This is a genomic window from Serratia sp. BFP-2025 (assembly GCF_050880365.1).
Lineage (GTDB): Bacteria > Pseudomonadota > Gammaproteobacteria > Enterobacterales > Enterobacteriaceae > Serratia > Serratia surfactantfaciens.
This window is the reverse complement of record NZ_JBPAFV010000001.1, coordinates 1,844,110-1,869,919: the sequence shown is the minus strand read 5'-3', so window position 1 is coordinate 1,869,919 and position 25,810 is coordinate 1,844,110. Positions and strand designations below refer to the sequence as shown.

Below are 25,810 nucleotides of genomic sequence, written 5' to 3'. Positions count from 1 at the left end.
TTCTCTGCGGCAGGAGTGCCGGGAAGTGATGGCGATCACAATAACGCAAAAAGCGCTGAATTCAACCGTAGAGATTGCGTTCTGTTGATCAAAGCCGCGAAAAAAAGCACAAAAAAATCAGCTGCTGCTGAAATAAACGGCAGGTGGCGGGGCGCGACGGCCCCGCGAGGGAAAGATCAGAACATGCGGCGGCTCATGCCGAGGATATCGAGGATTTTGGTGGAGATCTCTTCGACCGAATAGTTGGTGGTATTGAGGTAGCGGATTTGGTTTTTGCGGAACAGCGCCTCGACCTCGGCGATCTCCATGCGGCACTGGCGCAATGAAGCGTAGCGGCTGTTTTCACGCCGTTCTTCGCGGATCGCCGCCAGGCGCTCCGGATCGATGGTCAGACCGAATAATTTATGCTGAAACGGTTTCAGCGAGGCCGGCAGGTGCAAATTGTCCATATCGTCGGCGATAAACGGATAGTTGGCGGCGCGGATGCCGAACTGCATCGCCAGATAGAGGCTGGTGGGGGTTTTGCCGCAGCGCGACACGCCCAGCAGGATCACCTGCGCCTGATCGAGGTTGCGCAGCGAAATGCCGTCGTCATGTGCCAGGGTATAGTCGATGGCGGCAATGCGCGCGTCGTACTTACCGAGGTTGCTGGCGGTCAGGCCGTGGGTGCGGTTCGGCACCGGCGTCGGCTCCACCTCCAGCTCACCCTGCAGCGGGCCGACCAGCGCCTGCACGATATCCTGGCAGAAGCCCTGGCTCTGAACGATCACGTCGCGCACTTCCGGCGAGATGATGGAGTAAAACACCAGCGGACGCACGCCAGTTTCATTATAGATATCATCGATTTGCTGGCGAACTGCGCGAGCGCGCGCCTCGGTTTCGACAAACGGCAGGGTGTACGTGGTCGCCGTGACCGGAAACTGCGACAGCACCGCGTGTCCCAGCACTTCGGCGGTGATCGCCGTACCATCAGAAATATAAAAAACGCTTCTTTCCACCCGAGGCTCCTTACCTGAAAACGGTGTTCCTGCTGTCATCACTGCCAATATCATGGGCCGCAGAGGATCCGTCGGTAAAGGGGCGAGGGAAAAAATTGTGACGGCAGGGCGGTAAACCGCCTTTCGGCGGCAGGTGAAAAAAAGCGCGCCCTGGCGGCGGTAAAAATCGCGGTGCAACGACGCTTTGCATCTGAAACGCAAATTTGCCGCTATTTTCAACAAAAACGGTAGCGTTTGCGCGGTCATTAAAACAGAAGTTTAAAAAGAGCGTAATTTGTTGAGAACTAAGCTTTTCGTGCGATTGGGAACGGTTCCCAGCCAAATCAGCCGGTTAGGACATTCTCTTAAAAACCACTTTCTTCAGTGGGTTGATCGATTCACCTTTCCATTTTCCCCAGATCAGTGTGCTAGTCTGATTCGGCTCCGTGTTAGCGGCGCCGTAAAGCAAGCGAATTAAATCCGTCTTTACCCTACTGATAGCAATAAGGATTGTCTCGATGTCCAACAATGGCCCAGACTTGCGTAATGTGCTTTGGTACAACCAGCTTGGCATGCACGACGTTGACCGTGTCGGCGGCAAAAACGCCTCCCTCGGTGAAATGATCACCAATCTTTCCGATTTGGGCGTGGCCGTGCCAAACGGTTTTGCCACCACCGCGCAGGCGTTTAACGATTTTCTCGAACAAAGCGGTGTTAACCAGCGCATCTATCAGTTACTGGATCAGACTGACGTTGACGACGTTGCACAGCTGGCCAAGGCCGGCGCCCAGATCCGCCAATGGGTGATCGACACGCCGTTCCACGCCGAGTTCGAGCGTGAAATTCATCAGGCTTACCAACAGCTCGCCGACGGCGAGCCTGAAGCCTCTTTTGCCGTGCGCTCCTCCGCCACGGCGGAAGATATGCCGGACGCGTCCTTTGCCGGCCAGCAGGAAACCTTCCTCAACGTGCAGGGCATCGACGCCGTGATGGTGGCGATCAAGCACGTGTTCGCGTCGCTGTTCAACGACCGCGCCATCTCTTATCGCGTACACCAGGGCTATGACCACCGCGGCGTGGCGCTGTCGGCAGGTGTGCAGCGCATGGTGCGTTCCGATCTGGCCTCCTCGGGCGTGATGTTCACCATCGACACCGAGTCCGGCTTTGATCAGGTGGTGTTCATCACCTCCGCTTTCGGTCTCGGTGAGATGGTGGTGCAGGGCGCGGTGAACCCGGATGAGTTCTACGTGCACAAACCGACGCTGCAGAACGGCAAGCCGGCGATCGTGCGCCGCAACCTGGGCTCGAAAAAGATCCGCATGGTGTACGCGCCGTCGCAGGATCACGGTAAGCAGGTGCGCATCGAAGACGTGCCGGAAGCGCAGCGCAGCCGTTTCTCGCTGACGGATGACGAGGTGCAGGCGCTGGCGCAGCAGGCGATCCTGATCGAAAAACATTACGGCCGCCCGATGGATATCGAGTGGGCGAAAGACGGCCATACCGGCAAGCTGCTGATCGTGCAGGCGCGCCCGGAAACCGTACGCTCCAACGAGCAGACCATGGAACGTTACCAGCTGAACGGCTCCAGCCCGGTGCTGGTGGAAGGCCGCGCCATCGGCCACCGTATCGGCGCCGGCCCGGTGAAAGTGATCCACGACATCAGCGAAATGGATCGTATCCAGCCGGGCGATGTGCTGGTGACCGACATGACCGACCCGGATTGGGAACCGATCATGAAGAAGGCCGCCGCGATCGTCACCAACCGCGGCGGGCGCACCTGTCACGCGGCTATCATCGCGCGCGAGCTGGGCATTCCGGCGGTGGTGGGCTGCGGCCACGCCACCGACGTGCTGAAAGACGGCCAGAAAGTTACCGTTTCCTGCGCGGAAGGCGACACCGGCTTCGTTTACAGCGATATGCTGGACTTCAGCGTGCAGAGCTCCGAAGTGACCGAACTGCCTGAGCTGCCGCTGAAGATCATGATGAACGTCGGCAACCCGGATCGCGCCTTCGACTTCGCGCGCCTGCCGAACGAAGGCGTGGGCCTGGCGCGGCTGGAATTTATCATCAACCGCATGATCGGCGTGCACCCGCGCGCGTTGCTGGAGTTCGATCAGCAAACGCCGGCGCTGCAAAACGAGATCCGCGCGTTGATGCAGGGTTACGATCATCCGGTCGAGTTCTACGTCGGCCGTCTGACTGAAGGCATCGCGACGCTGGGCGCCGCTTTCTGGCCGAAGCGCGTGATCGTGCGCCTGTCCGACTTTAAATCCAACGAGTACGCCAACCTGGTGGGCGGCGACAAGTATGAACCGCACGAAGAGAACCCGATGCTGGGCTTCCGCGGCGCCGGCCGCTACGTGGCCGACAGCTTCCGCGATTGTTTCGCGCTGGAGTGCGAGGCGGTGAAACGCGTGCGTAACGAAATGGGGCTGACCAACGTCGAAATCATGGTGCCGTTTGTGCGTACCGTGGCGCAGGCGGAAGCGGTGGTGGCCGAACTGGCTCGTCAGGGGCTGAAGCGCGGCGAAAACGGGCTGAAAGTGATCATGATGTGCGAGATCCCGTCCAATGCGCTGTTGGCGGATCAGTTCCTGGAGCACTTCGACGGCTTCTCCATCGGTTCCAACGACATGACACAGCTGGCGTTGGGGCTGGATCGCGACTCGGGCGTGGTGTCGGAGCTGTTCGACGAACGCAACGAGGCGGTGAAAGCGCTGCTGTCGATGGCGATTCAGGCGGCCAAGCGCCACGGCAAATACGTCGGCATCTGCGGCCAGGGGCCTTCCGACCACGAAGACTTCGCCGAGTGGCTGATGGAGCAGGGCATCGACAGCCTGTCGCTCAATCCGGACACCGTAGTGCAGACCTGGATCAATTTGTCGAAAAAGAAATAATGCCTCGGCACCGCTAAGGCATAAACGCCAGGCCGCAGTTTACGCTGCGGCCTTTTTATTTCTGAATGTAAATAACGGCGCGTAAAATAATCAACTTGGCGAAAAAAGAATAAAAAAAAGCCCACCGTAGGAGATGGGCAAAGACTACACACAGCAATTCACATGTATGGCATTACATTGTTCAGAAAGGTTGCTTTAAAATCAGTGATTTGAAGCAATAGATGGCCATAATACTAAATTTTTGAACGCCACTAGTCATTAAGAATCATCCTAATCAATAGCGGCATCACATTTTATTTGCGGGCGTTCTCTCTTTTTACGGTGTGCAACAAAACAGGGATTTACATTGCACCTTTTATTCGTTGCGTCTTAATCAATATATAACGGCTTTATATTCAACAGGGATATTACCCGAATGAGGTAGGAATAATGCGCGGGCGAAAAATTCCGCCCGACGATGCGGGCGGAAGGGGGAATTAGCGTTTTTCCAGCTCTTCGACCACTTGCTCCGGCGCGGTGGTCGGCTCCGGCGCTTCATCCATCCAGGCGGTCAGCAGGCGATAAGACACCGCCAATACCACCGGGCCGATGAACAGGCCAATCATGCCGAAGGCCAGCAAGCCGCCGATAACGCCTGACAGGATCAGCAGCAGCGGCAGATCGGCGCCCATGCGGATCAACACCGGGCGCAGCACGTTATCCAGCGTGGCCACTACGCAGCTCCAGACCAACAGCACGGTGCCCCAGGTGGTGTCGCCGTGCCAGTACAGCCAAATGATGGCCGGCACCAGCACCAACAGCGGCCCCAATTGCGCCACGCAGCAGATGAAGATCAGCATCGTCAGCAGGGTGGCGGCCGGAATGCCGCTCACTGCCAGACCGATGCCGCCCAGCACCGACTGCACCAGCGCCGTCACCACCACGCCCAGCGCCACCGCACGGATCGCCTGGCCACCCAGCAGCACCGCCGCATCGCCGCGCGCAGAACCCAGGCGCACCGCAAAGTGGCGGATGCCCAACGCCACCTGCTCGCCGCGCGCATAAAGCAAGGCGCTGAACAGCAGCATCAGCGCGCAGTGCAGCAGCAGACGGCCGATATGCGCCGCCTGCGCCACGAACCAGGTGGCGGTCTGGCCGAAGTAAGGTTGTACCTTCGCCAGCAGCGCGGCGCCGCCGGCGTTAACCAGCGTGTGGTAGCTGGTATAAAGCTTGTCGCCGATCATCGGCACGGATTGCAGCCAGGCGAGATCGGGAATATGCAGTTTGCCCGGCGAACTGGCCCAGGCGATCAGCGGCGCACTGTTATCCACCACGCTGCTGATCAGCAGGGAGATGGGCAGAATGAACAGCAAGATCAGCAGCAGGGTCATGACCAGCACCGCCAGCGAGCGGCGGCCCCACAGCAGCTTTTGCAGTTTGAGCAGCAGCGGCCAGGTGGCGATCACCACCATGCCCGCCCAGGCGAAGCCGAGAATAAACGGTTGGATCACCCAGAAACAGGCGACGATCATGATGGCGATAAACAGCACGCCGAAAATAATTCGCGGTAAGTCGTAACGCGATTGCGGGAGTGGCATCAGTGGCTTCTCATCCTGGTCAATTTAATCCCTGGCACCGGCGAATCGGGGTGCCTGTCGGTCGGTTTCTCACCGCCGGGCGGCCGCCTGTGGCAGCGCTCGCAGGGCGGTAATAATGTGAATGCCTTCACTAAACGAGTATGTTAGTTTTTAGTGTCACTAAAAAATAGGGTGGGTCTGAATTAAAGGCCCGATTCAGCGTACATCAGCGCATAAAAAATAGACGGACAGGGTCAAAAAAGCGAATGATCCCACAGATTTCTCAGGCGCCCGGCCTCGTTCAACGGGTGCTCGACTTTTTGGAAGCACTGAAGCAAAACGGATTCAACGGCGATACCGCCACCAGCTACGCCGACCGGCTGACGATGGCCACCGACAACAGCATCTATCAGCTGTTGCCCGATGCGGTGGTGTTTCCCCGTTCCACCGCCGATGTGGCGCTGATCGCCCGCCTGGCGGGTGAAGAACGCTTCAAAACGCTGACCTTCAGCCCGCGCGGCGGCGGCACCGGCACCAACGGCCAGTCGCTCAATACCGGCATCGTGGTCGATATGTCGCGCCATATGAACCGCATTCTGGAGATCAACGTCGAACAGGGGTGGGTAAAAGTCGAAGCCGGGGTGATTAAGGACCAACTGAATCAATATCTGCGGCCGTTCGGCTACTTCTTCTCGCCGGAACTCTCCACCAGCAACCGCGCTACCCTGGGCGGCATGATCAATACCGACGCCTCCGGCCAAGGCTCGCTGGTGTACGGCAAAACCTCCGATCACGTATTGGGCCTGCGGGCGGTGCTGCTGGGTGGCGAGATGATCGATACCCGCGCCATGCCGACGACGCTGGCGGAAACGATTGCTCTGGAAGAGACCGCCGAAGGGCGCATCTATCGCACGGTGCTGAACCGCTGCCGCGAGCAGCGCGCGCTGATCCTGGAAAAATTCCCCAAGCTCAACCGTTTCCTCACCGGCTACGACCTGCGCCATGTGCTGAGCGACGATCTGCAAACCTTCGATCTGACGCGCATCCTGACCGGCGCCGAAGGCACGCTGGCGTTTATCACCGAAGCGCGGCTGGACATCACGCCGCTGCCGCAGGTGCGTCGCCTGGTCAACGTAAAGTACGACTCCTTCGACTCGGCGCTGCGCAATGCGCCCTTTATGGTCGAAGCCAAGGCGCTGTCGGTGGAAACCATCGACTCCAAGGTGCTGAACCTGGCGCGTGAAGATATCGTTTGGCACTCGGTGAACGAGCTGATCGCCGACGTGCCGGACAAAGAGATGCTCGGGCTGAACATCGTCGAGTTCGCCGGTGACGATCGGGCGCTGATCGACGGCCAGATGGAGGCCCTGTGCCAACGGCTGGACGAATTGATCGCACAGCGGCAGGGCGGCGTGATCGGATACCAGATCTGCGGCGATCTGGCGGGCATCGAGCGCATTTACAACATGCGCAAGAAAGCGGTCGGGTTGCTGGGCAACGCCAAAGGGCGCGCCAAGCCGATTCCGTTCGCCGAGGACACCTGCGTGCCGCCGCAGCACCTGGCTGACTATATCGTCGAGTTCCGTCAACTGCTCGACGAGCACAACCTGAGCTATGGCATGTTCGGCCACGTCGACGCCGGGGTGCTGCACGTGCGCCCGGCGCTCGACATGTGCGACCCGCAGCAGGAAGTGCTGATGAAACAGATCTCCGATCGGGTGGTGGCGCTGACCGCCAAATACGGCGGCCTGCTGTGGGGCGAGCACGGCAAAGGCTTCCGTGCGGAATACAGCCCTGAATTCTTCGGGGAAACGCTGTTTGAGGAGCTGCGCCGCATCAAGGCGGCGTTCGATCCGGATAACCGCCTGAACCCGGGCAAGATCTGTGCGCCGCTGGCGGTGGATGCGCCGATGATGCAGGTGGACGCGGTCAAACGCGGCACTTTCGATCGCCAGATCCCGGTCGAGGTGCGCACCTCGTTCCGCGGCGCGCTGGAGTGTAACGGCAACGGCCTGTGTTTCAACTTCGACGTGCGCAGCCCGATGTGCCCGTCGATGAAGATCAGCGGCAACCGCATTCATTCGCCGAAAGGGCGGGCGACGCTGGTGCGCGAGTGGCTGCGTCTGTTGGCCGAGCAGGGCGTGGATCCGCTGGCGCTGGAGAAACAGCTGCCGCAGCAGCGCCTCAGCTTGCGCGGCGTGATCGAAAAGACCCGCAACAGCTGGCACGCCGGCAAAGGCGAGTATGACTTCTCGCACGAAGTGAAAGAAGCGATGTCCGGCTGCCTGGCCTGCAAGGCCTGCTCCACCCAGTGCCCGATCAAGATTGACGTGCCGGGGTTCCGTTCGCGCTTCCTGCAGCTCTACCACACCCGCTATCTGCGCCCGGTGAGCGACTACATGGTCGCCGGCGTGGAGAGCTACACCCCGCTGATGGCCCGCGCGCCGAAGGTGTTCAACTTCTTCTTCCGCCAGCCGTGGCTGCGGGAGATGAGCCGCAACGCCATCGGCATGGTCGATCTGCCGCTGTTGTCCAGCCCGACGCTGCGTCAGCAGCTGTCCGGCCACCGCGCGACCACGTTGACGCTGGAGCAGTTGGAAGGGTTGAGCGCCGAGCAACGCGCAGAGCACGTGCTGATCGTTCAGGATCCGTTCACCAGCTATTACGACGCCAAAGTGGTGGCGGATTTCGTGCGGCTGGTGGAGAAGCTCGGCTATAAACCGGTGCTGCTGCCGTTCTCGCCGAACGGCAAGGCGCAGCATGTGAAAGGTTTCCTGACGCGTTTTGCCCGCACCGCACGCAAAACCGCCGATTTCCTCAACCGCGTGGCGCAGCTCGGCATGCCTATGGTGGGCGTCGATCCGGCGCTGGTGCTGTGCTACCGCGACGAATACCGCGAGATCCTCGGCGCCGAGCGCGGCGATTTCCAGGTGCAGCTGGTGCATGAATGGTTGCAACAGCGGATCGCGGATCGCGCCGAACAGCCGGCGACCGGCGAGCCCTGGTATCTGTTCGGCCACTGCACCGAAACTACCGCGCTGCCGGCCAGCGGCCAACAGTGGGCGGCGATCTTCGCCCGCTTCGGCGCCAAACTGGAGAACGTCAGCGTCGGCTGCTGCGGCATGGCGGGCACTTACGGCCACGAAGCCAAGAACCTGCAAAACTCGCTCGGCATTTATGAGCTATCATGGCATCCGACGCTGCAGCGTTTGCCGCGGCAGCGCTGCCTGGCGACCGGCTATTCGTGCCGCAGCCAGGTGAAACGCATCGAGGGCAATGGCGTGCGCCACCCATTACAGGCACTTCTGGAGATGATTGAGTGAAATTGTGGAAACGTGAAACATCGCTGGAGCAGCTGAACCGCGCCGGTGACGGCTGCATGGTCAGCCATGTGGGCATCGAGTTTACCCAGATGGGCGAGGATTTCCTCGAGGCCACCATGCCGGTCGATGGCCGTACCCGGCAGCCGTTCGGGCTGTTGCACGGCGGAGCGTCGGTGGTGCTGGCGGAATCGATGGGATCGATGGCCGGCTACCTGTGCAGCGAAGGCGAGCAGAAAGTGGTGGGGCTGGAGATCAACGCCAACCACCTGCGCGCGGTGTTCGATGGGCAGGTGCGCGGGGTGTGCCGTGCGCTGCACGTGGGCCGCCGCCATCAGGTGTGGCAGATAGAGATCTTCGACGCGCGCGACCGGCTGTGCTGCACCTCGCGTCTGACCACGGCGGTCATCGACTGATCCCCGTCGGCTTCCGCAGGCCAGCGGCCTGCGGAACGCATCGCTTTACAGTTGAAACGGCACGCGTTTGACGAAGTCCTTCTGAAACGCGTTCGCCTTCTCCCAGGTGCCTTCCATCGCATATTTTTGGCAGATCAGCGTCAGCGTGTGGCGTGCGAAGTGGTAGCTTTGCACCCGAAACAGCTGGCAGCGCTGCGGATTGTTGATCTCGACGATCAGCCGGTTGTGCAGCTTGCTGAGCGCGTGCAGGTAGCTGTCGTCGTCGCCGTTCTCCAGGCACAGATTGGCCATGGTCAGGCTGACGCTGTTGTATCGCTTCAGATGATCAATATTGCATTCCGGGCGTCGCAGCGCCGCTTCGGCCATATAAAAGTCCACCGTGGCGTCGCGCACGCTGAATTTGTATTCGTCAATCTTGCCCAGCAACCATGCGTTGATCGTAAGAGTCATTGGCTTCGCGCTCAAATTCAAATTGAATGATAATCATTATCATATAAACTGCCGCGTTGCCGATCAATCCCCGATACGGCGTTTTTTTGTTGTGTAGGGTGGCAATTGGCCCTCGGCGGCCCAACTTGATCCAGAGCGACTAAACTTTAATCAGCAGCCTCTCAGTCCGCACAGGGCGAGAAATGCCGATAAACGCACATTTACGACAGACAGAATGCAGAAATAGGTATTTTCTATGAATGTTTAGAACGGCAACGCACCGTGGCGCTGTAACGCTGACGGGCCACCGGGGAGTGCGGTACGGTGATGCAGGATAGATAACAAATTCATAGGGATAGCATGCACACCTTGCCGCCTGACGCCGCAAGCCGCCACGGATGTCCCGTTGGCTTGCCGCGCGCCGCAGCGAAAAACCGCGCTCGCGGCGGATACCCCCGCAAAACAAACGGTTGAAGTGATAATCGTTATCACTAACATATAAGCAACCCAGATTGGCTGTGGCCAAACACGAGTGTGAGGTAGACCCTATGCAAACGGAAAATGTCGGCACTTTTTCTCTGGATGAAAATGTCTGGCAAGGCATTTCGCTCAGCGACAGCGCCGTAAGACAAATAACGAAACTGATGCAGCAGGATCCGCAGGTGAAAGGGCTGCAGCTAGGGGTGAAACAATCCGGCTGCGCCGGCTTTGCCTATGTGCTGGATCTGACCCGCGACCCCGCCGATGACGATCTGCTGTTTGAGCGCGACGGCGCCAAACTGTATGTGCCGCTGAAGGCGATGCCGTTTATCGATGGCACCACGGTCGATTATGTCCGTGAAGGGCTGAACCAGATCTTCAAATTCAACAACCCTAAAGCTCAGCATGCCTGCGGGTGCGGCGAGAGTTTTGGCGTTTGAGCGATGCAATCAACATGACACGAAGCAATGTAGAAATGCCTAATGAAGTGCAGGCTTGGGTCAGCGAAGGTCGCTACAAAGAAGGCTTCTTCACCCAGCTGGCAACCGATGAGTTGGCCAAGGGCATCAACGAAGAGGTGGTGCGCGCCATCTCGGCCAAGCGCAACGAACCCGAGTGGATGCTGGAATTCCGCCTCGAGGCCTATCGCGCCTGGCTGCAGATGGAAGAACCGCACTGGCTGAAGGCCAATTACGATCGCCTGAACTACCAGGACTACAGTTACTATTCGGCGCCGTCCTGCGGCAGCTGCGACGACGCCTGCGGTTCGCAACCCGGCGCCGAGCAGCAAACGGGCGCGGCGACGGAAAAAGATTACCTGACCAGCGAAGTGGAGCTGGCGTTCAACCAGCTCGGCGTGCCGGTACGCGAGGGCAGCGAGGTGGCGGTGGACGCCATCTTCGACTCGGTCTCGGTCGCCACCACCTACCGTGAAAAACTGGCGGAGAGCGGGGTGATCTTCTGCTCGTTCGGCGAAGCGATCCAGGAGTACCCGGATCTGGTGCGCCAATACCTGGGGCGGGTGGTGCCGTCCAACGATAACTTCTTCGCCGCGCTGAACGCCGCGGTGGCTTCCGACGGCACCTTCGTCTACGTGCCGAAGGGCGTGCGTTGCCCGATGGAGCTGTCGACCTATTTCCGTATCAACGCCGCCAAAACCGGCCAGTTTGAGCGCACCATCCTGATCGCCGACGAAGGCAGTTACGTCAGCTACATCGAGGGCTGTTCTGCCCCGGTGCGCGACAGCTACCAGCTGCACGCGGCGGTGGTGGAAGTGATCTTGCATAAAGATGCCGAAGTGAAATACTCGACGGTGCAGAACTGGTTCTCCGGCGGCGAGAGCAAGGGCGGCATCCTCAACTTCGTCACCAAGCGCGCGCTGTGTGAAGGCGCCGGTTCGAAAATGTCTTGGACCCAGTCGGAAACCGGCTCGGCCATCACCTGGAAATACCCGAGCGTGATCCTGCAGGGCGACAACTCGATCGGCGAATTCTTCTCGGTGGCGCTGACCAGCGGCCATCAGCAGGCGGATACCGGCACCAAGATGATCCACATCGGCAAAAACACCAAGTCGACCATCATCGCCAAAGGCATCTCCGCCGGCCACAGCGAGAACACCTATCGCGGCCTGGTGAAAATCCTGCCGGGGGCGGAAAACGCTCGTAACTTTACCCAGTGCGACTCGATGCTGATCGGGCCGGACAGCGGCGCCCACACGTTCCCGTACGTCGAAGCGCGCAACAACAGCGCTCAGCTGGAGCACGAAGCCACCACCTCGAAGATCGGCGACGACCAGCTGTTCTACTGCCTGCAGCGCGGCATCAGCGAGGATGACGCCATTTCGATGATCGTCAACGGTTTCTGCAAGGACGTTTTCTCCGAGCTGCCGCTGGAGTTCGCCGTCGAGGCGCAGAAACTTTTGGCCATCAGCCTGGAACACAGCGTGGGCTAATCGCCGCATTTTTAGCGCCGTCGGCGCTATCTGAGGACACAGCATGTTAAGCATCAAGAATTTGAAAGTCAGCGTGGAAGGCAACGAGATCCTCAAGGGATTGGATCTGGAGATTAAACCGGGCGAAGTGCACGCCATCATGGGCCCGAACGGCTCGGGCAAGAGTACGCTGTCCGCCACGCTGGCCGGGCGTGAAGAGTACGAAGTGACCGAAGGGGAAGTCACCTTCAAGGGCAAGGACCTGCTGGAGCTGGATCCGGAAGATCGCGCCGGCGAAGGCGTGTTTCTGGCCTTCCAGTACCCGGTGGAGATCCCCGGCGTCAGCAACCACTTTTTCCTGCAAACGTCGGTCAACGCGGTGCGCAAATACCGCGAACAGGAGCCTCTGGATCGCTTTGACTTCGCCGATTTCATCGAAGAGAAGATCGCGCTGCTGGATATGCCGGCCGATCTGCTGACCCGTTCGGTCAACGTCGGTTTCTCGGGCGGCGAGAAAAAGCGCAACGATATTCTGCAGATGGCGGCGCTGGAGCCGGATCTGTGCATTCTCGATGAAACCGACTCCGGTCTGGACATCGACGCGCTGAAGATCGTCGCCAACGGCGTCAATTCGCTGCGTGACGGCAAGCGCGCCTTTATCATCGTCACCCACTACCAGCGTATTCTGGACTACATCAAACCGGATTACGTGCACGTGCTGTCGCAGGGGCGCATCGTCAAATCCGGCGATTTCTCGCTGGTGAAACAGTTGGAGGAGCAGGGCTATGGCTGGCTTACCGACCAACAGTAATTCAAACGCGCTGCAGCAGCTGTATCGCCTGTTCGAAGGGCGCGGCGGCGAGCGTTCACCGCATGCGCTGGCGCACTGGCAGCAGGCGCTGCGGCTCGGCTGGCCGACGCGCAAGCATGAGAACTGGAAATACACGCCGCTGGAAGGCCTGCTGGAGCAGCAATTCCTCGAGCCGCAGCCCGCGCCGGTAACCGCCGAGCAGGCCGATGCGTTGGCGCTTGGCATCGACGCCTGTCGGCTGGTGTTCATCGACGGCCGCTACAGTGCCGCGCTCAGCGATGGCGACCTGGGCGACTACCAGTTTGAGCTGACCGCCTACGGCACGCCGCAGGCGCTGCCGGAGCCGATCCAACCGGAGGTCTTCCTGCACCTGACCGAAAGCCTGGCGCAGGAAACCAGCCTGATCCGCCTGCCCGCCGGCAAAGCCCCCGCGCGGCCGCTGTACCTGCTGCATATCAGCAGCGGACGCGGCGGTGCCGGGGAAGTGAACACCGTGCATCATCGCCATCATCTGGAGATCGGGCGCGGGGCCGAGGCGGAAGTGATCGAACACTATGTCAGCCTGGGCGAAGCCGCGCACTTTACCGGCGCGCGCCTGACCGCCAACGTGGCGGACAACGCTGGGCTGTTGCACTGCAAGCTGGCGTTTGAGAGCCAGCCAAGCTACCACTTCGCCCATAACGATCTGGTCATCGGCCGCGACGCGCGAGTGAAAAGCGACAGCTTCCTGCTGGGCGCCGGCCTGACGCGCCACAACACCAGCGCGCAGCTGAACGGCGAGGGCGCCAATCTGGTGATCAATAGCCTGGTGCTGCCGGTGGGCAAAGAGATCTGCGATACCCGCACCTATCTGGAACACAACAAGGGCTATTGCGAAAGCCGTCAGCTGCATAAAACCGTGGTCAGCGATCGCGGCAAGGCGGTGTTCAACGGCATGATCAAAGTGGCCAAGCACGCGATCAAAACCGACGGCCAGATGACCAACCATAACCTGCTGCTGGGTAAGGTGGCGGAAGTGGATACCAAACCGCAGTTGGAGATCTACGCCGACGACGTCAAGTGCAGTCACGGTGCCACCGTGGGGCGCATCGATGAAGAGCAGCTGTTCTATCTGCAGTCGCGCGGCATCGACAAGCATGCGGCGCAGCAGATGATCATCTTCGCCTTCGCCGCCGAGCTGACCGAAGGTATTGCCAACGACATCATCCGGGAACGTGTGCTGGCGCGCATCGCCCAGCGCCTGCCGGGGGAGGCCGCATGAGTTATCCGATTGAACGCGTGCGCGGCGATTTCCCGCTGCTGGCGCGTGAGGTGAACGGCCAACCGCTGGCCTATCTCGACAGTGCCGCCAGCGCGCAGAAACCGCAGGCGGTGATCGACCGCGAGCTGGATTTCTATCGCCACGGCTATGCGGCGGTGCATCGCGGCATCCATACTCTGAGCGCCGAGGCGACTCAGCAGATGGAAGCGGTGCGGGAACAGGCGGCGCGCTTTATCAACGCCGCGTCGGCGGAAGAGATGGTGTTCGTCAAAGGCACCACCGAAGGCATCAACCTGATGGCCAACAGCTTCGGCCGCCACCTGCTGCAGCCGGGCGACGCCATCCTTATCACCGAGATGGAGCACCACGCCAACATCGTGCCTTGGCAGATGCTGGCGCAGGAACGCGGGCTGCAGCTGCGGGTTTGGCCGCTGCAGCCGGACGGCACGCTGGATCTGGCGCGGTTGCCGGAGCTGGTCGACGCGTCCTGTAAACTGCTGGCGCTGACCGAGGTCTCCAACGTGCTGGGCACCGTCAACCCGGTGCGCGAGATCATCGCTCGCGCCAGAGCCTTGGCACCGGATCTGACGGTATTGGTGGACGGCGCGCAGGCGGTGATGCACCAACGCGTCGATGTTCAGGCGCTGGACTGCGATTTCTATGTGTTTTCCGGCCACAAGCTGTATGGCCCTTCCGGCATCGGCATGCTGTATGGGCGCCAGGCGTTGTTGCAGCAGATGCCGCCGTGGGAAGGGGGCGGTTCGATGATCCGTCAGGTCAGCCTGACGGCAGGCACCACCTTCGCCGATCCGCCGTGGCGCTTCGAGGCCGGTTCGCCGAACACCGCCGGCATCATGGGGCTGGGGGCGGCGTTCGATTACGTCGAGGCCTTGGGGCTGAATGCGATCCACGATTATGAACAGTCGCTGATGCACTACGCGCTTGAGGCGCTCAAGCAGGTGCCGACGCTGAAAATCTATGGCCCGGCTCATCGCGCCGGGGTGATCGCCTTCAATCTGGGAGAGCATCACGCCTATGATGTCGGCAGCTTCCTCGACCAGTACGGCATCGCCATCCGCACCGGCCACCATTGCGCCATGCCGCTGATGGCGTTTTATCAGGTGCCGAGCATGTGCCGCGCTTCGCTGGCGTTATATAATACCCGGGAAGAGGTGGACCGGCTGGTGGCCGGGCTGCAACGCATTCATCAGCTATTAGGCTAGGCCGGGGCGTGTCCCCGGCGGTACAAAAGGATCCCCATGGCGAATTTGCCGGACAAAGATAAATTGGTGCGTAATTTCTCCCGCTGCTTGAATTGGGAGGAGAAATACCTGTACGTGATTGAACTCGGCGCCAAATTGCCGCCGCTGGACGAGGCCGAGCGTCAGGCCGGCAACCTGATCTCCGGCTGTCAAAGTCAGGTATGGATCGTGATGCGCCGCGATGAGCAGGGGCAGGTCGAGTTTCACGGCGACAGCGACGCCGCGATCGTCAAAGGGCTGCTGGCGGTGGTGTTTATTCTCTATCGTCAATTGACGCCACAGCAGATAGTCTCTCTCGATGTGCGGCCGTTTTTCGCCGAGCTGGCGCTCAGCCAACATCTGACGCCTTCGCGCTCCCAGGGATTGGAGGCGATGATTCGTGCCATTCGCAGTAAAGCCGCGCAGCTGGCCTGAGCCTCAACCCCCCTCGACCTGGCAGACTCATTGATACCTTCGCTTTGTCAATGAGTCTTTACAATCCGCCGTTTCCCCCCAGACAGCACTCCCAATTCAGTGATATTTCAGCAGCTTATCCGTTGACGTTTCGTTGACAATCAGCGGTGGCGATTACGTTATAACGTGTTGATTTTTAGAGAACTTATTGCCTTTGATGCCAGCGTTGCTAGTATTAATCAGGTATTGTCTGATTTACCCGCCGCCGGGCGCTCGTTAGCCTTGGGGACGAACCGTCATAAAAAATATAGGGATGATAATGAAACGTGCGTTGAGTTTAATGGGCATGGTCTTCGCCACCGTACTGGCCGGCACGCAGGCCGCCAGTGCGACCGAGTACCCGCTGCCGCCGCCGGACAGCCGTCTGATCGGCGAAAACACCACTTATACCGTGCCAAACGACGGCCGTCCGCTGGAGGCGATCGCCGCCGACTACAAGATTGGCCTGCTGGGCATGCTGGAAGCCAACCCCGGCACCGACCCGTTCCTGCCTAAGCCAGGCACGGTGCTGACCATTCCGACCCAAATGCTGCTGCCCGACACCAAGCGTGAAGGGATCATCGTCAACCTGGCCGAGCTGCGTCTTTACTACTTCCCGAAAGGCGAGAATAAAGTAATCGTCTATCCGATCGGCATCGGCCAGACCGGGATGCATACGCCGCTGGAGGTGACCTCCATCAGCCAGAAGATCCCTAACCCGACCTGGACGCCAACCGCCAATATCCGCAAGCGCTATCAGTCCCAGGGCGTGACGCTGCCGGCGGTGGTGCCGGCCGGCCCTGAGAACCCGATGGGGCTGTTCGCCCTGCGTCTGGCGATGGGCCGCGGTGAATACCTGATCCACGGCACCAACGCCAACTTCGGCATCGGCATGCGCGTCAGCTCCGGCTGTATTCGTCTGCGCCCGACCGATATCGAGGCGCTGTTCAATATGGTGCCGCGCGGCACGCGGGTGCAGGTGATCAACGATCCGGTGAAGGTTTCGGTCGAACCGGACGGCAAACGCTATGTTGAAGTGCACCAGCCGCTGTCGCGGGTAGAAAGCGACGATCCGCAGACCATGCCGATCACGCTGTCGAAAGCCGAGAAAGCCTTCGTTGCGGATGGGCAAACCGATCGCGCCATGTTCGATAGCGCGGTTGTACGCCGCTCTGGCATGCCGGTGTTGGTTAACGTGGGGGAGAACCCGTCTGAGGTGAGTTTAACGCCTGCAGCGGCTCCTGCGACGAATAAGAGCCCATTCAAGGGCGCGCCTATCAGTTCGGTGAACTAAGTTTGCGGGATTGAGCGGTCGAAGAGGGGTTCAGCGTGCTGAACCTCTTTTTTTTGCCTGCGGCGGGGGAAGGTTCAGGCCTGCGAGCAGGCAAAAAAAAACGGCGCACAATGTGCGCCGTTTTCAATAACCAAAGCTATCTTACTTTTTGTAAGCGTGAGCTTGGTTGTCCAGACGCTGGTTAGCGCGTGCTGCGTCGTCTTTAGCAGCTTGAACGTCAGAACGCATTGCGTTCACGTCGTTGCTCAGCTGATCAACTTTAGCGTTCAGAGTCTGAACGTCAGAAGACAGTTGATCGATTTTAGCGTTGCTAGAGCAGCCAGCCAGCAGAGTGGAACCCAGGATTACCGCGCCCAGTACCAGTTTAGTACGATTCATTATAACACCCTCTAGATTGAGTTAATCTCCATGTAGCGTTACAAGTATTACACAAACTTTTTTCGAAAGAGAATAATTTTTTAGTCTTGAGGTGCTTTATTTTGATCGTTCGCTCAAACTTGCATCTGGTTTTACAAATTAGTTAAAAAAACGAGGGAAAACAGCCGGCTTCCATGGGACAACTCCGATTTGTTATTAGCTAAATAATGAGCGATTCGCAGTTGCGTTTTGAGAAAAATAGGTTACTGCCGATAAAAAAAACGCCGCAAAGCGGCGTTTTGATCAAGGCAATTATGTCACGTTTTATATTACAGCACGTGCACCGAGGCGGTGTTGGTGGTGCCGCTCGGCACCAGCGCGCCGGAAACCATCACCACGACGTCGCCTTTCTGCGCCAGGCCGCTGGCCAGCGCGGCTTCTTTACCGATGCGGTAGAAGTCGTCGGTAGAGGCGATTTCCTTGACCATCTGCGGGATGACGCCCTTGCTCAGCACCAGCTGATGCGCGGTGGTCTGGTTGGTGGTCAGCGCCAGGATCACTGCGTTAGGGAAGTATTTACGCACGGATTTCGCTGATTTGCCGCCGCTGGTGGCGACGACGATCAGTGGCGCGTCCAGTTTCTCGGCGGTTTCAACCGCGCCGCGGCACACCGCTTCGGTGATGCGCAGCTTGCGGCGATCGTTCAGGGTGTCGATGCGGCTTGGCATCACGCGATCGGTGCGCTCGCAGATAGTCGCCATGATGTTGACCGCTTCCAGCGGGTATTTGCCCTTGGCGCTCTCGCCGGACAGCATGACGGCGTCGGTGCCGTCCAGGATGGCGTTGGCGACGTCGCCGGCTTCCGCACGGGTAGGGCGCGGGTTCTTGATCATGGAATCGAGCATCTGGGTGGCGGTGATCACCACTTTACGCGCACGGTTGCATTTTTCGATCATCATCTTCTGGGCGAAGATCACTTCTTCTACCGGGATCTCCACGCCCAGATCGCCACGGGCAACCATGATGCCGTCTGACGCTTCGAGGATTTCGTCGAAGTTGTTCAGGCCTTCCTGGTTTTCGATCTTGGAGATGATCTGGATCTGCTCGCCGCCGTGGGCTTTCAGGTGCTCGCGGATCTCCAGCACGTCAGAGCGTTTACGGATGAAGGACGCCGCTACGAAGTCGACGCCTTGCTCGCAGCCGAAGATCAGGTCGCGTTTGTCTTTCTCGGCCAGCGCAGGCAGCTGGATGGACACGCCCGGCAGGTTAACGCCTTTGTTCTCGCCCAGATCGCCGTTGTTCAGCACCTTACAGATGACTTCGTTCTCAGTCACGTTGGTGACTTCCATGCCGATCAGGCCGTCGTCAACCAGCACGGTGTTGCCGATCTTCAGGTCAGCGGCGAAGCCGGCGTAGGTGACCGCCACGCGCTCGCTGTTGCCGATCACGCTCTGGTCAGTGGTGAAGGTGAAGGTTTGGCCGGCGACCAGCGAGGCGTCTTTGCCGCCTTCCAGCTTCATGGTGCGAATTTCCGGGCCTTTGGTATCCAGCAGGATGCCGGCGTTGATACCGGTTTTCGCCATCACGGCGCGCATGTTTTTGATGCGGTTGCCGTGCTCTTCATAGTCGCCGTGAGAGAAGTTGAGACGCATCACGTTCATGCCCGCATTGAGCAGGTTGGTCAGCATTTCTTCCGATTCGGTTTTTGGACCGATGGTACAAACAATTTTGGTCTTTTTCATGGCGGAGTTTTCTACAAGTTGTGATGGATAAAAAAACGAATTTGACCGGCGCGGTTGACGCCGGTAGGGAATTTGGGCCGTGCCTGGTGGTGAAAAACATAGTTAAGGATAGGTGACGACAGTTGAAGTGGGGCGGAAAAATTCAGCCCGCGCGGGGGCGCGAGGAGGCTGCGCAACGGGGTAAGATCAAATCGTGTTGTTATTGCGTTTTCGCAGATCAAGGGCTGAAACCATTCAACTGATAGACGTTGCGCATTATAAAGGCTAAGCGGCGGGAAACAAAATAAAAAACCGCGGCGGCGCGGCGGATATGTCAAAACGCGGGCAAATGTGGCGCAAATGCAACAGGTTGCGGGCCGCTTGTTGCGCAAATAACCTTGCTGTAAATGCGGCTTAGCGCGTTTGCGGGATTTCCAGCAGCACGCCGGCGCTCAGGCAGAAGCAGCCGCTGGCGACGTTGGCCGGCAGGGTCAGGCTCTCGCCGGCCCGCACCACTCGCGTGTCGCCGCCGAGCGTGAACTCGAATTCACCGGACATCACTCGGGTTTGCAGCGCGTGCGGGGGCTTTTGCAGTTGGCCAAAGGCGCCGGCCTCGAACCGCACTTCCGCCGCCGGCGCACCGTCGCTCATCACGCCTTCCCGGCGGGCAAGGCCATTTTCGAGCGGTAAAAAGGCGGTTTTGGCGGTGAAAGTGGTCATGTGGCGTTCCTGATAGCTGATGGCGGTGGCGCGACGCGAACGACATGAAAGACTCGGGCGGTCGGGCAGAGACGAAACAATGAGAAGTATAACGCGACAGGGGGAGAGATGAATCAGCAATATGGTGCGTCCGAGTGGACTCGAACCACCGACCCCCACCATGTCAAGGTGGTGCTCTAACCAACTGAGCTACGGACGCACTGTACTGCTTCAGGAATTTGGTGCGTCCGAGTGGACTCGAACCACCGACCCCCACCATGTCAAGGTGGTGCTCTAACCAACTGAGCTACGGACGCATCTTTTCCTGTCTGTCATGGCTGACAGCGGGGACGAATATTAACGAGCTACCCGCGCGCTGGCAAGGGGAAAAGCGCAATTTTATTCGGTATTTCACGCGATTGCTGAGGTTGTGCGCAGTCCGGCGTTTTTTTCCGCAAACCGCAGCCCGACCGGGGAGGAAACCGGCCGGGCTGCGGGTTCAGCGTGTGGATCGCTGCAGGATGACGGTGGTCGGCTGTTTCTGCAGCCAGCGCATGCGCAGCGCCATCATGATGGCGGCGAAGGTCAGACCGATGATAAAGCCGATCCAGAAGCCGCTCGGCCCCATCGCCGGCACCACCACATCGGTCAGCGCCAGCAGATAGCCGCTCGGCAGGCCCAATACCCAATAAGCGATGAAGGTGATGAAAAAGATCGCGCGGGTATCTTTATAGCCGCGCAGCACGCCGCTGCCAATCACCTGAATAGAATCCGAGATTTGGTACAGCGCCGCCAGCAGCATCAGCTGCGAAGCCATCGCCACCACCGCCGGGCTGTCGTTGTACAGCAGGGCGATAGGCTCGCGGAAGGTGGCGGTAAACAGTGCGGTGCAGACGGCCATGGTGATGCCGACGCCGATGGCGGAGTAAGCGGCGACGCGCGCGCCTTCGACCGAACCTTCCCCCAGACGGTAACCGACGCGAATGGTGGCGCCGACGCCCAGCGACAACGGCAGCACGAACATCAGCGCGCTGAAGTTAAGCGCGATCTGGTGGCCGGCGACCGCGACGATCCCCAGCGGCGAAACCAGCAGCGCCACCACGGCGAACAGCGTGACTTCGAAGAACAGCGCCAGCGCCACCGGCATGCCGATGCCGATCAGGCGCTTCAGCGCCGCCCAGTCCGGGCCGCCGAGATCGCCGGCCTGGCGTTTGATGTCGCGCTGCGACGGCGCACGCTTCACGTACCAGCGCATCATCAGGAACATGATCCAGTAGACGCTGCCGGTGGCGACGCCGCAGCCGACGCCGCCCAACTCCGGCATGCCGAACTTGCCGTAGATGAAAATGTAGTTGATCGGGATATTCACCAACAGGCCGAGGAAGCCGATCACCATGCCGGGCTTGGTTTTGGACAGCCCTTCGCACTGGTTGCGCATCACCTGGAAGAACAGGTAGCCTGGCGCACCCCACATGATGGCGTGCAGGTAGCCGACGGCCTTGTCCGCCAGTTGCGGATCGATGTTGTGCATCATGTCGATGACGAACTTGCAGTTATACAGCACGACGATCAACAGCAGCGAGACGCCGGAGGCCAGCCAGAAGCCCTGACGCACCTGGTGGGCGATGCGATCGCGCCGCCCGGCGCCGTTGAGCTGGGCGATAACCGGGGTCAGCGCCAGCAGCAGGCCGTGGCCGAACAGAATGGCCGGCAGCCAGATCGAGGTGCCGACCGCGACAGCCGCCATGTCGGTGGCGCTGTAAGCGCCGGCCATGATGGTATCGACCACGCCCATGGCGGTTTGCGATATTTGCGCGATGATGACCGGGATAGCGAGAGCCAATAAACTACGCGCTTCAATTAAGTACTTCTGCACGCATACACCTTTCTATTTATATATGTGGGAGGGAGGGCTGCCGCGAGAGGACAACAATTAAAATAGCGGAATTTTGTCAAAAAGATTGTACCTGCTCGGCGTCGTTAAGCAAACGCCGCAGATAAATAGTTATTAAATGCGCAGGCAGCCGATTTTTGCCGCTGCGGATTTGGTTTTCCGCGCCAACTGGGGCAAACTGCCGGAAGCGTTTTAACCTATTTAGCAAGAAGAGGCACATATGTTCACCGGTATCGTACAAGGCACCGCGCCGCTGGTCGCCATTGATGAGAAACCCAATTTCCGCACCCACGTGATCGAGATGCCTGCAGAACTGCTGCCGGGGCTGGAGCTGGGCGCGTCGGTGGCCCATAACGGCTGCTGTCTGACCGTGACCGCGGTGGAAGGCAACCGCGTCAGCTTCGATTTGATCAAGGAAACGCTGCGCTTGACCAACCTTGGCGATTTGGCGCTGGGCGACATCGTCAATATTGAGCGCGCGGCAAAATTCAATGATGAAATTGGCGGGCATTTGATGTCCGGCCATATTATCTGCACGGCGGAAGTGGCCAAAATTTATACGTCGGAAAATAACCGCCAGGTATGGCTGCGCATGCCGAACGCGGAATTGATGAAATATGTGCTGCACAAAGGCTTCATCGGCATCGACGGCATTAGCCTGACCATCGGCGAAGTGGTGAATAACCGTTTCTGCGTGCACCTGATCCCGGAAACGCTGGATCGCACCACGCTGGGTAAAAAACGCCTGGGCGACAAGGTGAACATCGAGATCGATCCGCAAACCCAGGCGGTGGTGGACACCGTCGAGCGCGTGTTGGCCAATCGCGAAGCGACGCTGGCAGCGGCGATGGCGCCGGCGCACAAAGACTGACCGCGATTCTGGCGTTGCCGCCGGAATCGAATCATAAGCAGAGAGGAGAAACGCGTGAAGTTTTATGGGAAAACGTTGTTGTTAACCGCGTTGTTGGCGCTGAGCGCCTGCAGCAGTTCACCTGAGCAGGGCGCCGCGCAAATGGCCGATGCGGACGATACCTGCGGCGCTTCGCAGTATCAAAACTACGTCGGCAAGCCGATGACTTCGCTGGAAGGCGTACGGATCGAATCCAAAGTGCGAGCCATTCCGTATAACTCCGCCGTTACCATGGATTTCAACCTGCGCCGTCTGAACTTCCTTGGCGATAGCAACGATAAAATTATTCGCGTTTACTGCGGTTAACCCGCAGGGTCCGAAAGCGCAAAAAAAAGCCCCGGCGATGTTGTTGCCGGGGCTTTTTTTATCGGGAAAGCGTTCAGCGGGAGACGCGAATCCCGCCTTCAACGCCTTTCGGGCTGAACACCACCTGCCAGAGCTGCAGATCGCGCGCCCGGAACGCACCGGCGCAGGCGTTCAGGTAATAACTGAACATCCGCTCGAAGCGCTCGGAATAGCGCTCGGCGAGCTGTGGCCACGCCTGTTTGAAACGCTCGAACCAGGCCATCAGCGTGCGGTCGTAATCGGCGCCGATGTTGTGCCAATCTTCCATCACGAAGTGGCCTTCGCTGGCCTCGGCGATATGGCTCACCGACGGCAGACAGCCGTTCGGGAAGATATATTTGTTGATCCACGGATCGACGTTCATGTCGGTCTTGTTGGAGCCGATGGTGTGCAGCAGGAACAGCCCGTGCGGCACCAGATTGCGCTCTACCACGTTGAAATAGGTGCGGTAGTTTTTCGGCCCGACGTGCTCGAACATGCCGACCGAGACGATGCGATCGAACTGCTGATGCAGGTCGCGGTAATCCTGCAGCAGGATCTGCACATCGAGTCCGGCGCAGCGCGCCTGAGCCAGCTTCTGCTGTTCGGCGGAAATGGTCACGCCAACCACCGACACGCCGTAGTTTTTCGCCGCGTAGGCGGAGAGGCCGCCCCAACCGCAGCCGATGTCCAGCAAGCGCATGCCCGGCTGCAGCTGCAGTTTCTCGCAGATCATCCGCAGTTTCGCTTCCTGCGCCTCTTCCAGCGTGGTGGCGTCTTTCCAGTAGCCGCAGGAATATTGCATGTAAGGATCGAGCATCAGGGTAAACAGATCGTTGCCGAGATCGTAATGCTCTTTGCCGACGATCCAGGCGCGCTTTTTCGATTGCAGATTGGTCAGGCGCGCGGCGGCGATACGCAGGGTATCTTTCAGGTGGTGGGGGAGTTTTTTCTCCAGCCCGGCGCTGACCACGCGCTGGAAGAACATATCCAGCCGCTCACACTCCCACCAGCCGTCCATATAGCTTTCGCCCAGGCCCAACGAGCCTTGCTGCAACACGCGTTTAAAGAATTCGGGGTTTTTAACCTGAATATCGAAGGGGCGCGAACCGTTGATTTCAATGCCGGCCAGGCCGAGCATTTCATGCGCGATACGGTACCACTGATTGTCCTGGATACTCAGATCTTCTATACACGATGAACTCATAGCTTCTCCATCACCTTCTTCTGACTGATGACCCGTTAGGAAACAGCTTAGACAATTTCTGCGGGTGCATACGTTTACCGGCGGAAAATAGGCCCGCGGCGTCTGATATCCGACTATGAACAGAGGAAATTTTAAGAAGCTACCCGGCGCAAATAGGCGCGGGATGAATGCATCCTTAAAAAGAGTGTGACGCAAGACGCGTACACAAGCGCTAATTGAGATATAAAGATTATAAGGTGTTACTTTACAAGGTTGTTTTTGAGTATAGGCGTGCCGAGGCGTCGACTCAACAGTAAATCGCACTCGGCACGCATATTCTTTAAGTGATTATTAATCTTGGCAATTATGACGCTGAGTTAGCATGTTCCCGCTGCGCCTTTTGCTGCGCATCGGCCGTTTTCCCCCGCTGCAGGAAATACCCCAGCGCGGCCAGAATCACCGTAGACACCATTACCGTCACCGTCGCCAACAGCGGCTGGGCAATAAACGCCGATACCAGCATGCTCGCCACAAAACACAGCCCCAGCTGCAGCGTATTTTGCAGCGCGGCGGCTTTGCCGCTGCTTTCCGGGAACGGCATCAACGCATTCGCCACCATGATCGGGTAGCCAGCGCCATTGACCAGCGCCATCACGCAGAATGGAATCAGCAGCGTGGTGAGCGTCGGAGAGGTCAGCGTCGCCACCAGATACAGCGCCACCATGCTGACACCATAAGCTACCAGCAGCCACGGCAGCAGAGTTTTGCCATTGATGCGCTTGAGCGCGGCGCGGCAGCCGTAGCCGCCCAGCAGGAAGGCCAGCGTTTGCGGCACATAGCTCAGACCGATGTCGCTCGGGCTATAGCCCATATCGCCGAGGATGAACGGCGAACCGGTCAGCCAGGCGAAGAAACCGGCCGAGCAGGCGGCGTACATCGCGACGTTGCCGCTGAACACCGGAGATTTCAACAGTTGCCAGAAGCTGACGCCGTTTTTCGGCGCGTCGGCGGCGGGTTGCGTTTTGGCGCGCTCTTTGAGCATCAACGTCGGCAGCAGCAGCAGCGCGGTGATCACCAACAGCGCGGCGAAGATCGCCCGCCAGCTGGCGTGGTTCAGCAGCCAGGCGCCAAGCAGCGGGGCCAACGCCGGTGACAGCGCCACCAGCGGCATTATGGTGGCGAACACGCGATTGGCCTGACCTTCACGATAACGGTCGACCACCAGCGCTTGCCAGATGGCGGTGGCGGAACAGACGCCGACCGCCTGAATAAAGCGCAGGATCCACAGCTGCAGGGCGTTTTCCACCCACAGCATGCCGAGGCAGCCGAGAGCGAACAGCGTCAGGCCAATCAATAATACCGGTTTACGCCCCAGGCGATCGGAGAGCGGCCCCCACAGCAGTTGCGCGAAGGCGAAGCCGGCCAGGAAGATGCTCAGGCTGGCGCTCACGGCGCCGGCGGAGATTTGCAGTTCTTCGCGCATGGCACCGAAGGCAGGCAGATACATATCGGTCGCCAGATAACCCAACATGCTCAGGCCGGCGAGGTAGAACATAAAGCCAAAAGAATTTCGCATGGTATTTCTCGTTAATATTTTAGTGTCGCAGGTTTTTAGCGCCGGCCAGTGTATCCGGCTGGATCTCTGCTTGTGAAA

21 protein-coding genes, 2 tRNA genes and 1 other RNA gene are annotated in these 25,810 nt (G+C 59.2%); 12 read left to right on the top strand and 12 right to left on the bottom strand.

Annotated elements, in window-relative coordinates; all coding sequences use genetic code 11:
* Positions 1-176: 176 nt before the first annotated feature.
* The gene (gene ppsR / locus ACRAWE_RS08735) at positions 177-1,037 is read right to left on the bottom strand and encodes a posphoenolpyruvate synthetase regulatory kinase/phosphorylase PpsR (protein WP_049239973.1); all 861 of its coding nucleotides are present in this window, start codon (positions 1,035-1,037) and stop codon (positions 177-179) included.
* Between the two features lie 458 nt (positions 1,038-1,495).
* On the opposite strand from ppsR, the gene ppsA reads away from it, so the two are divergent.
* Positions 1,496-3,874: a phosphoenolpyruvate synthase gene (ppsA, locus tag ACRAWE_RS08730; RefSeq protein WP_063919355.1), complete on the top strand. Its 2,379-nt coding sequence runs from the start codon at positions 1,496-1,498 to the stop codon at positions 3,872-3,874.
* 109 nt (positions 3,875-3,983) lie between these two features.
* Here ppsA and rprA read toward each other — a convergent pair.
* Positions 3,984-4,093, bottom strand: an RNA gene (gene rprA, locus ACRAWE_RS08725) — antisense sRNA RprA.
* A gap of 257 nt (positions 4,094-4,350) precedes the next feature.
* Positions 4,351-5,451 carry an AI-2E family transporter YdiK gene (gene ydiK / locus ACRAWE_RS08720; protein ID WP_432525245.1) on the bottom strand — a complete coding sequence of 367 codons (1,101 nt, stop codon included), beginning with the start codon at positions 5,449-5,451 and terminating at the stop codon, positions 4,351-4,353.
* Between the two features lie 245 nt (positions 5,452-5,696).
* Between ydiK and ydiJ the strand changes: the two genes are divergently transcribed.
* Positions 5,697-8,753, top strand: coding sequence for a D-2-hydroxyglutarate dehydrogenase YdiJ (gene ydiJ / locus ACRAWE_RS08715; RefSeq protein WP_025159701.1), 3,057 nt, complete (start codon positions 5,697-5,699; stop codon positions 8,751-8,753).
* Positions 8,750-9,166 carry a 1,4-dihydroxy-2-naphthoyl-CoA hydrolase gene (menI, locus tag ACRAWE_RS08710; protein ID WP_019456005.1) on the top strand — a complete coding sequence of 139 codons (417 nt, stop codon included), beginning with the start codon at positions 8,750-8,752 and terminating at the stop codon, positions 9,164-9,166. Before ydiJ ends, menI begins: the two co-directional genes overlap by 4 nt.
* Before the next feature lie 45 nt (positions 9,167-9,211).
* Here the strand turns inward: menI and ACRAWE_RS08705 are convergent, their stop codons facing one another.
* Complete coding sequence (locus ACRAWE_RS08705; protein WP_019456004.1) at positions 9,212-9,616, bottom strand: hypothetical protein; 405 nt, start codon at positions 9,614-9,616, stop codon at positions 9,212-9,214.
* 527 nt (positions 9,617-10,143) lie between these two features.
* Between ACRAWE_RS08705 and sufA the strand changes: the two genes are divergently transcribed.
* The 7 genes from sufA (at position 10,144) to ACRAWE_RS08670 (ending at position 17,065) form a co-directional block, all read left to right on the top strand.
* A complete protein-coding gene (gene sufA, locus ACRAWE_RS08700) occupies positions 10,144-10,515 on the top strand; it encodes a Fe-S cluster assembly scaffold SufA (RefSeq protein ID WP_019456003.1) in 372 nt (123 codons plus the stop codon).
* A gap of 14 nt (positions 10,516-10,529) precedes the next feature.
* Positions 10,530-12,026 (top strand): Fe-S cluster assembly protein SufB, encoded by a 1,497-nt coding sequence (gene sufB / locus ACRAWE_RS08695; protein WP_025159702.1) that lies wholly within the window; start codon positions 10,530-10,532, stop codon positions 12,024-12,026.
* 43 nt (positions 12,027-12,069) lie between these two features.
* Complete coding sequence (gene sufC / locus ACRAWE_RS08690; protein WP_004931365.1) at positions 12,070-12,816, top strand: Fe-S cluster assembly ATPase SufC; 747 nt, start codon at positions 12,070-12,072, stop codon at positions 12,814-12,816.
* Positions 12,791-14,077 (top strand): Fe-S cluster assembly protein SufD, encoded by a 1,287-nt coding sequence (sufD, locus tag ACRAWE_RS08685; protein ID WP_019456001.1) that lies wholly within the window; start codon positions 12,791-12,793, stop codon positions 14,075-14,077. The genes sufC and sufD overlap by 26 nt, the downstream gene beginning before the upstream one ends.
* Entirely contained in the window at positions 14,074-15,300 is a 1,227-nt protein-coding gene (gene sufS / locus ACRAWE_RS08680) for a cysteine desulfurase SufS (protein WP_432525244.1), read from the top strand. Before sufD ends, sufS begins: the two co-directional genes overlap by 4 nt.
* 36 nt (positions 15,301-15,336) lie before the next feature.
* A complete protein-coding gene (gene sufE / locus ACRAWE_RS08675; protein ID WP_019455999.1) occupies positions 15,337-15,753 on the top strand; it encodes a cysteine desulfuration protein SufE in 417 nt (138 codons plus the stop codon).
* A 298-nt stretch (positions 15,754-16,051) separates the two neighbouring features.
* A complete protein-coding gene (locus tag ACRAWE_RS08670; RefSeq protein ID WP_063919358.1) occupies positions 16,052-17,065 on the top strand; it encodes a L,D-transpeptidase family protein in 1,014 nt (337 codons plus the stop codon).
* 141 nt (positions 17,066-17,206) lie between these two features.
* Here ACRAWE_RS08670 and ACRAWE_RS08665 read toward each other — a convergent pair whose 3' ends face one another.
* The 6 genes from ACRAWE_RS08665 to ACRAWE_RS08640 all read right to left on the bottom strand — a co-directional run bounded on the left by ACRAWE_RS08665 (position 17,207) and on the right by ACRAWE_RS08640 (position 21,718).
* Positions 17,207-17,443, bottom strand: a complete 237-nt coding sequence (locus ACRAWE_RS08665) for a major outer membrane lipoprotein (protein WP_004931354.1) — start codon at positions 17,441-17,443, stop codon at positions 17,207-17,209.
* A 308-nt stretch (positions 17,444-17,751) separates the two neighbouring features.
* Entirely contained in the window at positions 17,752-19,164 is a 1,413-nt protein-coding gene (gene pykF, locus ACRAWE_RS08660; protein ID WP_063919359.1) for a pyruvate kinase PykF, read from the bottom strand.
* A gap of 393 nt (positions 19,165-19,557) precedes the next feature.
* Positions 19,558-19,863, bottom strand: coding sequence for a hypothetical protein (locus ACRAWE_RS08655; RefSeq protein WP_019455996.1), 306 nt, complete (start codon positions 19,861-19,863; stop codon positions 19,558-19,560).
* A 122-nt stretch (positions 19,864-19,985) separates the two neighbouring features.
* A tRNA-Val gene (locus tag ACRAWE_RS08650) sits at positions 19,986-20,062 on the bottom strand.
* A gap of 20 nt (positions 20,063-20,082) precedes the next feature.
* A tRNA-Val gene (locus ACRAWE_RS08645) sits at positions 20,083-20,159 on the bottom strand.
* Between the two features lie 182 nt (positions 20,160-20,341).
* Complete coding sequence (locus tag ACRAWE_RS08640) at positions 20,342-21,718, bottom strand: MATE family efflux transporter (RefSeq protein ID WP_025159704.1); 1,377 nt, start codon at positions 21,716-21,718, stop codon at positions 20,342-20,344.
* A gap of 238 nt (positions 21,719-21,956) precedes the next feature.
* On the opposite strand from ACRAWE_RS08640, the gene ACRAWE_RS08635 reads away from it, so the two are divergent.
* Together ACRAWE_RS08635 and ACRAWE_RS08630 are read left to right on the top strand one after the other, a co-directional pair.
* Complete coding sequence (locus ACRAWE_RS08635; RefSeq protein ID WP_016927930.1) at positions 21,957-22,607, top strand: riboflavin synthase; 651 nt, start codon at positions 21,957-21,959, stop codon at positions 22,605-22,607.
* Between the two features lie 54 nt (positions 22,608-22,661).
* A complete protein-coding gene (locus ACRAWE_RS08630) occupies positions 22,662-22,952 on the top strand; it encodes an I78 family peptidase inhibitor (protein ID WP_019455994.1) in 291 nt (96 codons plus the stop codon).
* A gap of 73 nt (positions 22,953-23,025) precedes the next feature.
* Here ACRAWE_RS08630 and cfa read toward each other — a convergent pair whose 3' ends face one another.
* Complete coding sequence (gene cfa, locus ACRAWE_RS08625; RefSeq protein ID WP_019455993.1) at positions 23,026-24,177, bottom strand: cyclopropane fatty acyl phospholipid synthase; 1,152 nt, start codon at positions 24,175-24,177, stop codon at positions 23,026-23,028.
* Between the two features lie 343 nt (positions 24,178-24,520).
* Positions 24,521-25,732, bottom strand: a complete 1,212-nt coding sequence (gene punC, locus ACRAWE_RS08620) for a purine nucleoside transporter PunC (protein ID WP_063919362.1) — start codon at positions 25,730-25,732, stop codon at positions 24,521-24,523.
* Between the last annotated feature and the right edge of the window lie 78 nt (positions 25,733-25,810).

Coding starts and splice junctions, on each gene's coding strand:
- ppsR (WP_049239973.1), bottom strand. CDS start 1,037: ATGACAGCAGGAACACCGTTTTCAGGTAAGGAGCCTCGGGTGGAAAGA.
- ppsA (WP_063919355.1), top strand. CDS start 1,496: ATGTCCAACAATGGCCCAGACTTGCGTAATGTGCTTTGGTACAACCAG.
- ydiK (WP_432525245.1), bottom strand. CDS start 5,451: ATGCCACTCCCGCAATCGCGTTACGACTTACCGCGAATTATTTTCGGC.
- ydiJ (WP_025159701.1), top strand. CDS start 5,697: ATGATCCCACAGATTTCTCAGGCGCCCGGCCTCGTTCAACGGGTGCTC.
- ACRAWE_RS08705 (WP_019456004.1), bottom strand. CDS start 9,616: ATGACTCTTACGATCAACGCATGGTTGCTGGGCAAGATTGACGAATAC.
- sufA (WP_019456003.1), top strand. CDS start 10,144: ATGCAAACGGAAAATGTCGGCACTTTTTCTCTGGATGAAAATGTCTGG.
- sufB (WP_025159702.1), top strand. CDS start 10,530: ATGACACGAAGCAATGTAGAAATGCCTAATGAAGTGCAGGCTTGGGTC.
- sufC (WP_004931365.1), top strand. CDS start 12,070: ATGTTAAGCATCAAGAATTTGAAAGTCAGCGTGGAAGGCAACGAGATC.
- sufD (WP_019456001.1), top strand. CDS start 12,791: ATGGCTGGCTTACCGACCAACAGTAATTCAAACGCGCTGCAGCAGCTG.
- sufS (WP_432525244.1), top strand. CDS start 14,074: ATGAGTTATCCGATTGAACGCGTGCGCGGCGATTTCCCGCTGCTGGCG.
- sufE (WP_019455999.1), top strand. CDS start 15,337: ATGGCGAATTTGCCGGACAAAGATAAATTGGTGCGTAATTTCTCCCGC.
- ACRAWE_RS08670 (WP_063919358.1), top strand. CDS start 16,052: ATGAAACGTGCGTTGAGTTTAATGGGCATGGTCTTCGCCACCGTACTG.
- ACRAWE_RS08665 (WP_004931354.1), bottom strand. CDS start 17,443: ATGAATCGTACTAAACTGGTACTGGGCGCGGTAATCCTGGGTTCCACT.
- pykF (WP_063919359.1), bottom strand. CDS start 19,164: ATGAAAAAGACCAAAATTGTTTGTACCATCGGTCCAAAAACCGAATCG.
- ACRAWE_RS08655 (WP_019455996.1), bottom strand. CDS start 19,863: ATGACCACTTTCACCGCCAAAACCGCCTTTTTACCGCTCGAAAATGGC.
- ACRAWE_RS08635 (WP_016927930.1), top strand. CDS start 21,957: ATGTTCACCGGTATCGTACAAGGCACCGCGCCGCTGGTCGCCATTGAT.
- cfa (WP_019455993.1), bottom strand. CDS start 24,177: ATGAGTTCATCGTGTATAGAAGATCTGAGTATCCAGGACAATCAGTGG.
- punC (WP_063919362.1), bottom strand. CDS start 25,732: ATGCGAAATTCTTTTGGCTTTATGTTCTACCTCGCCGGCCTGAGCATG.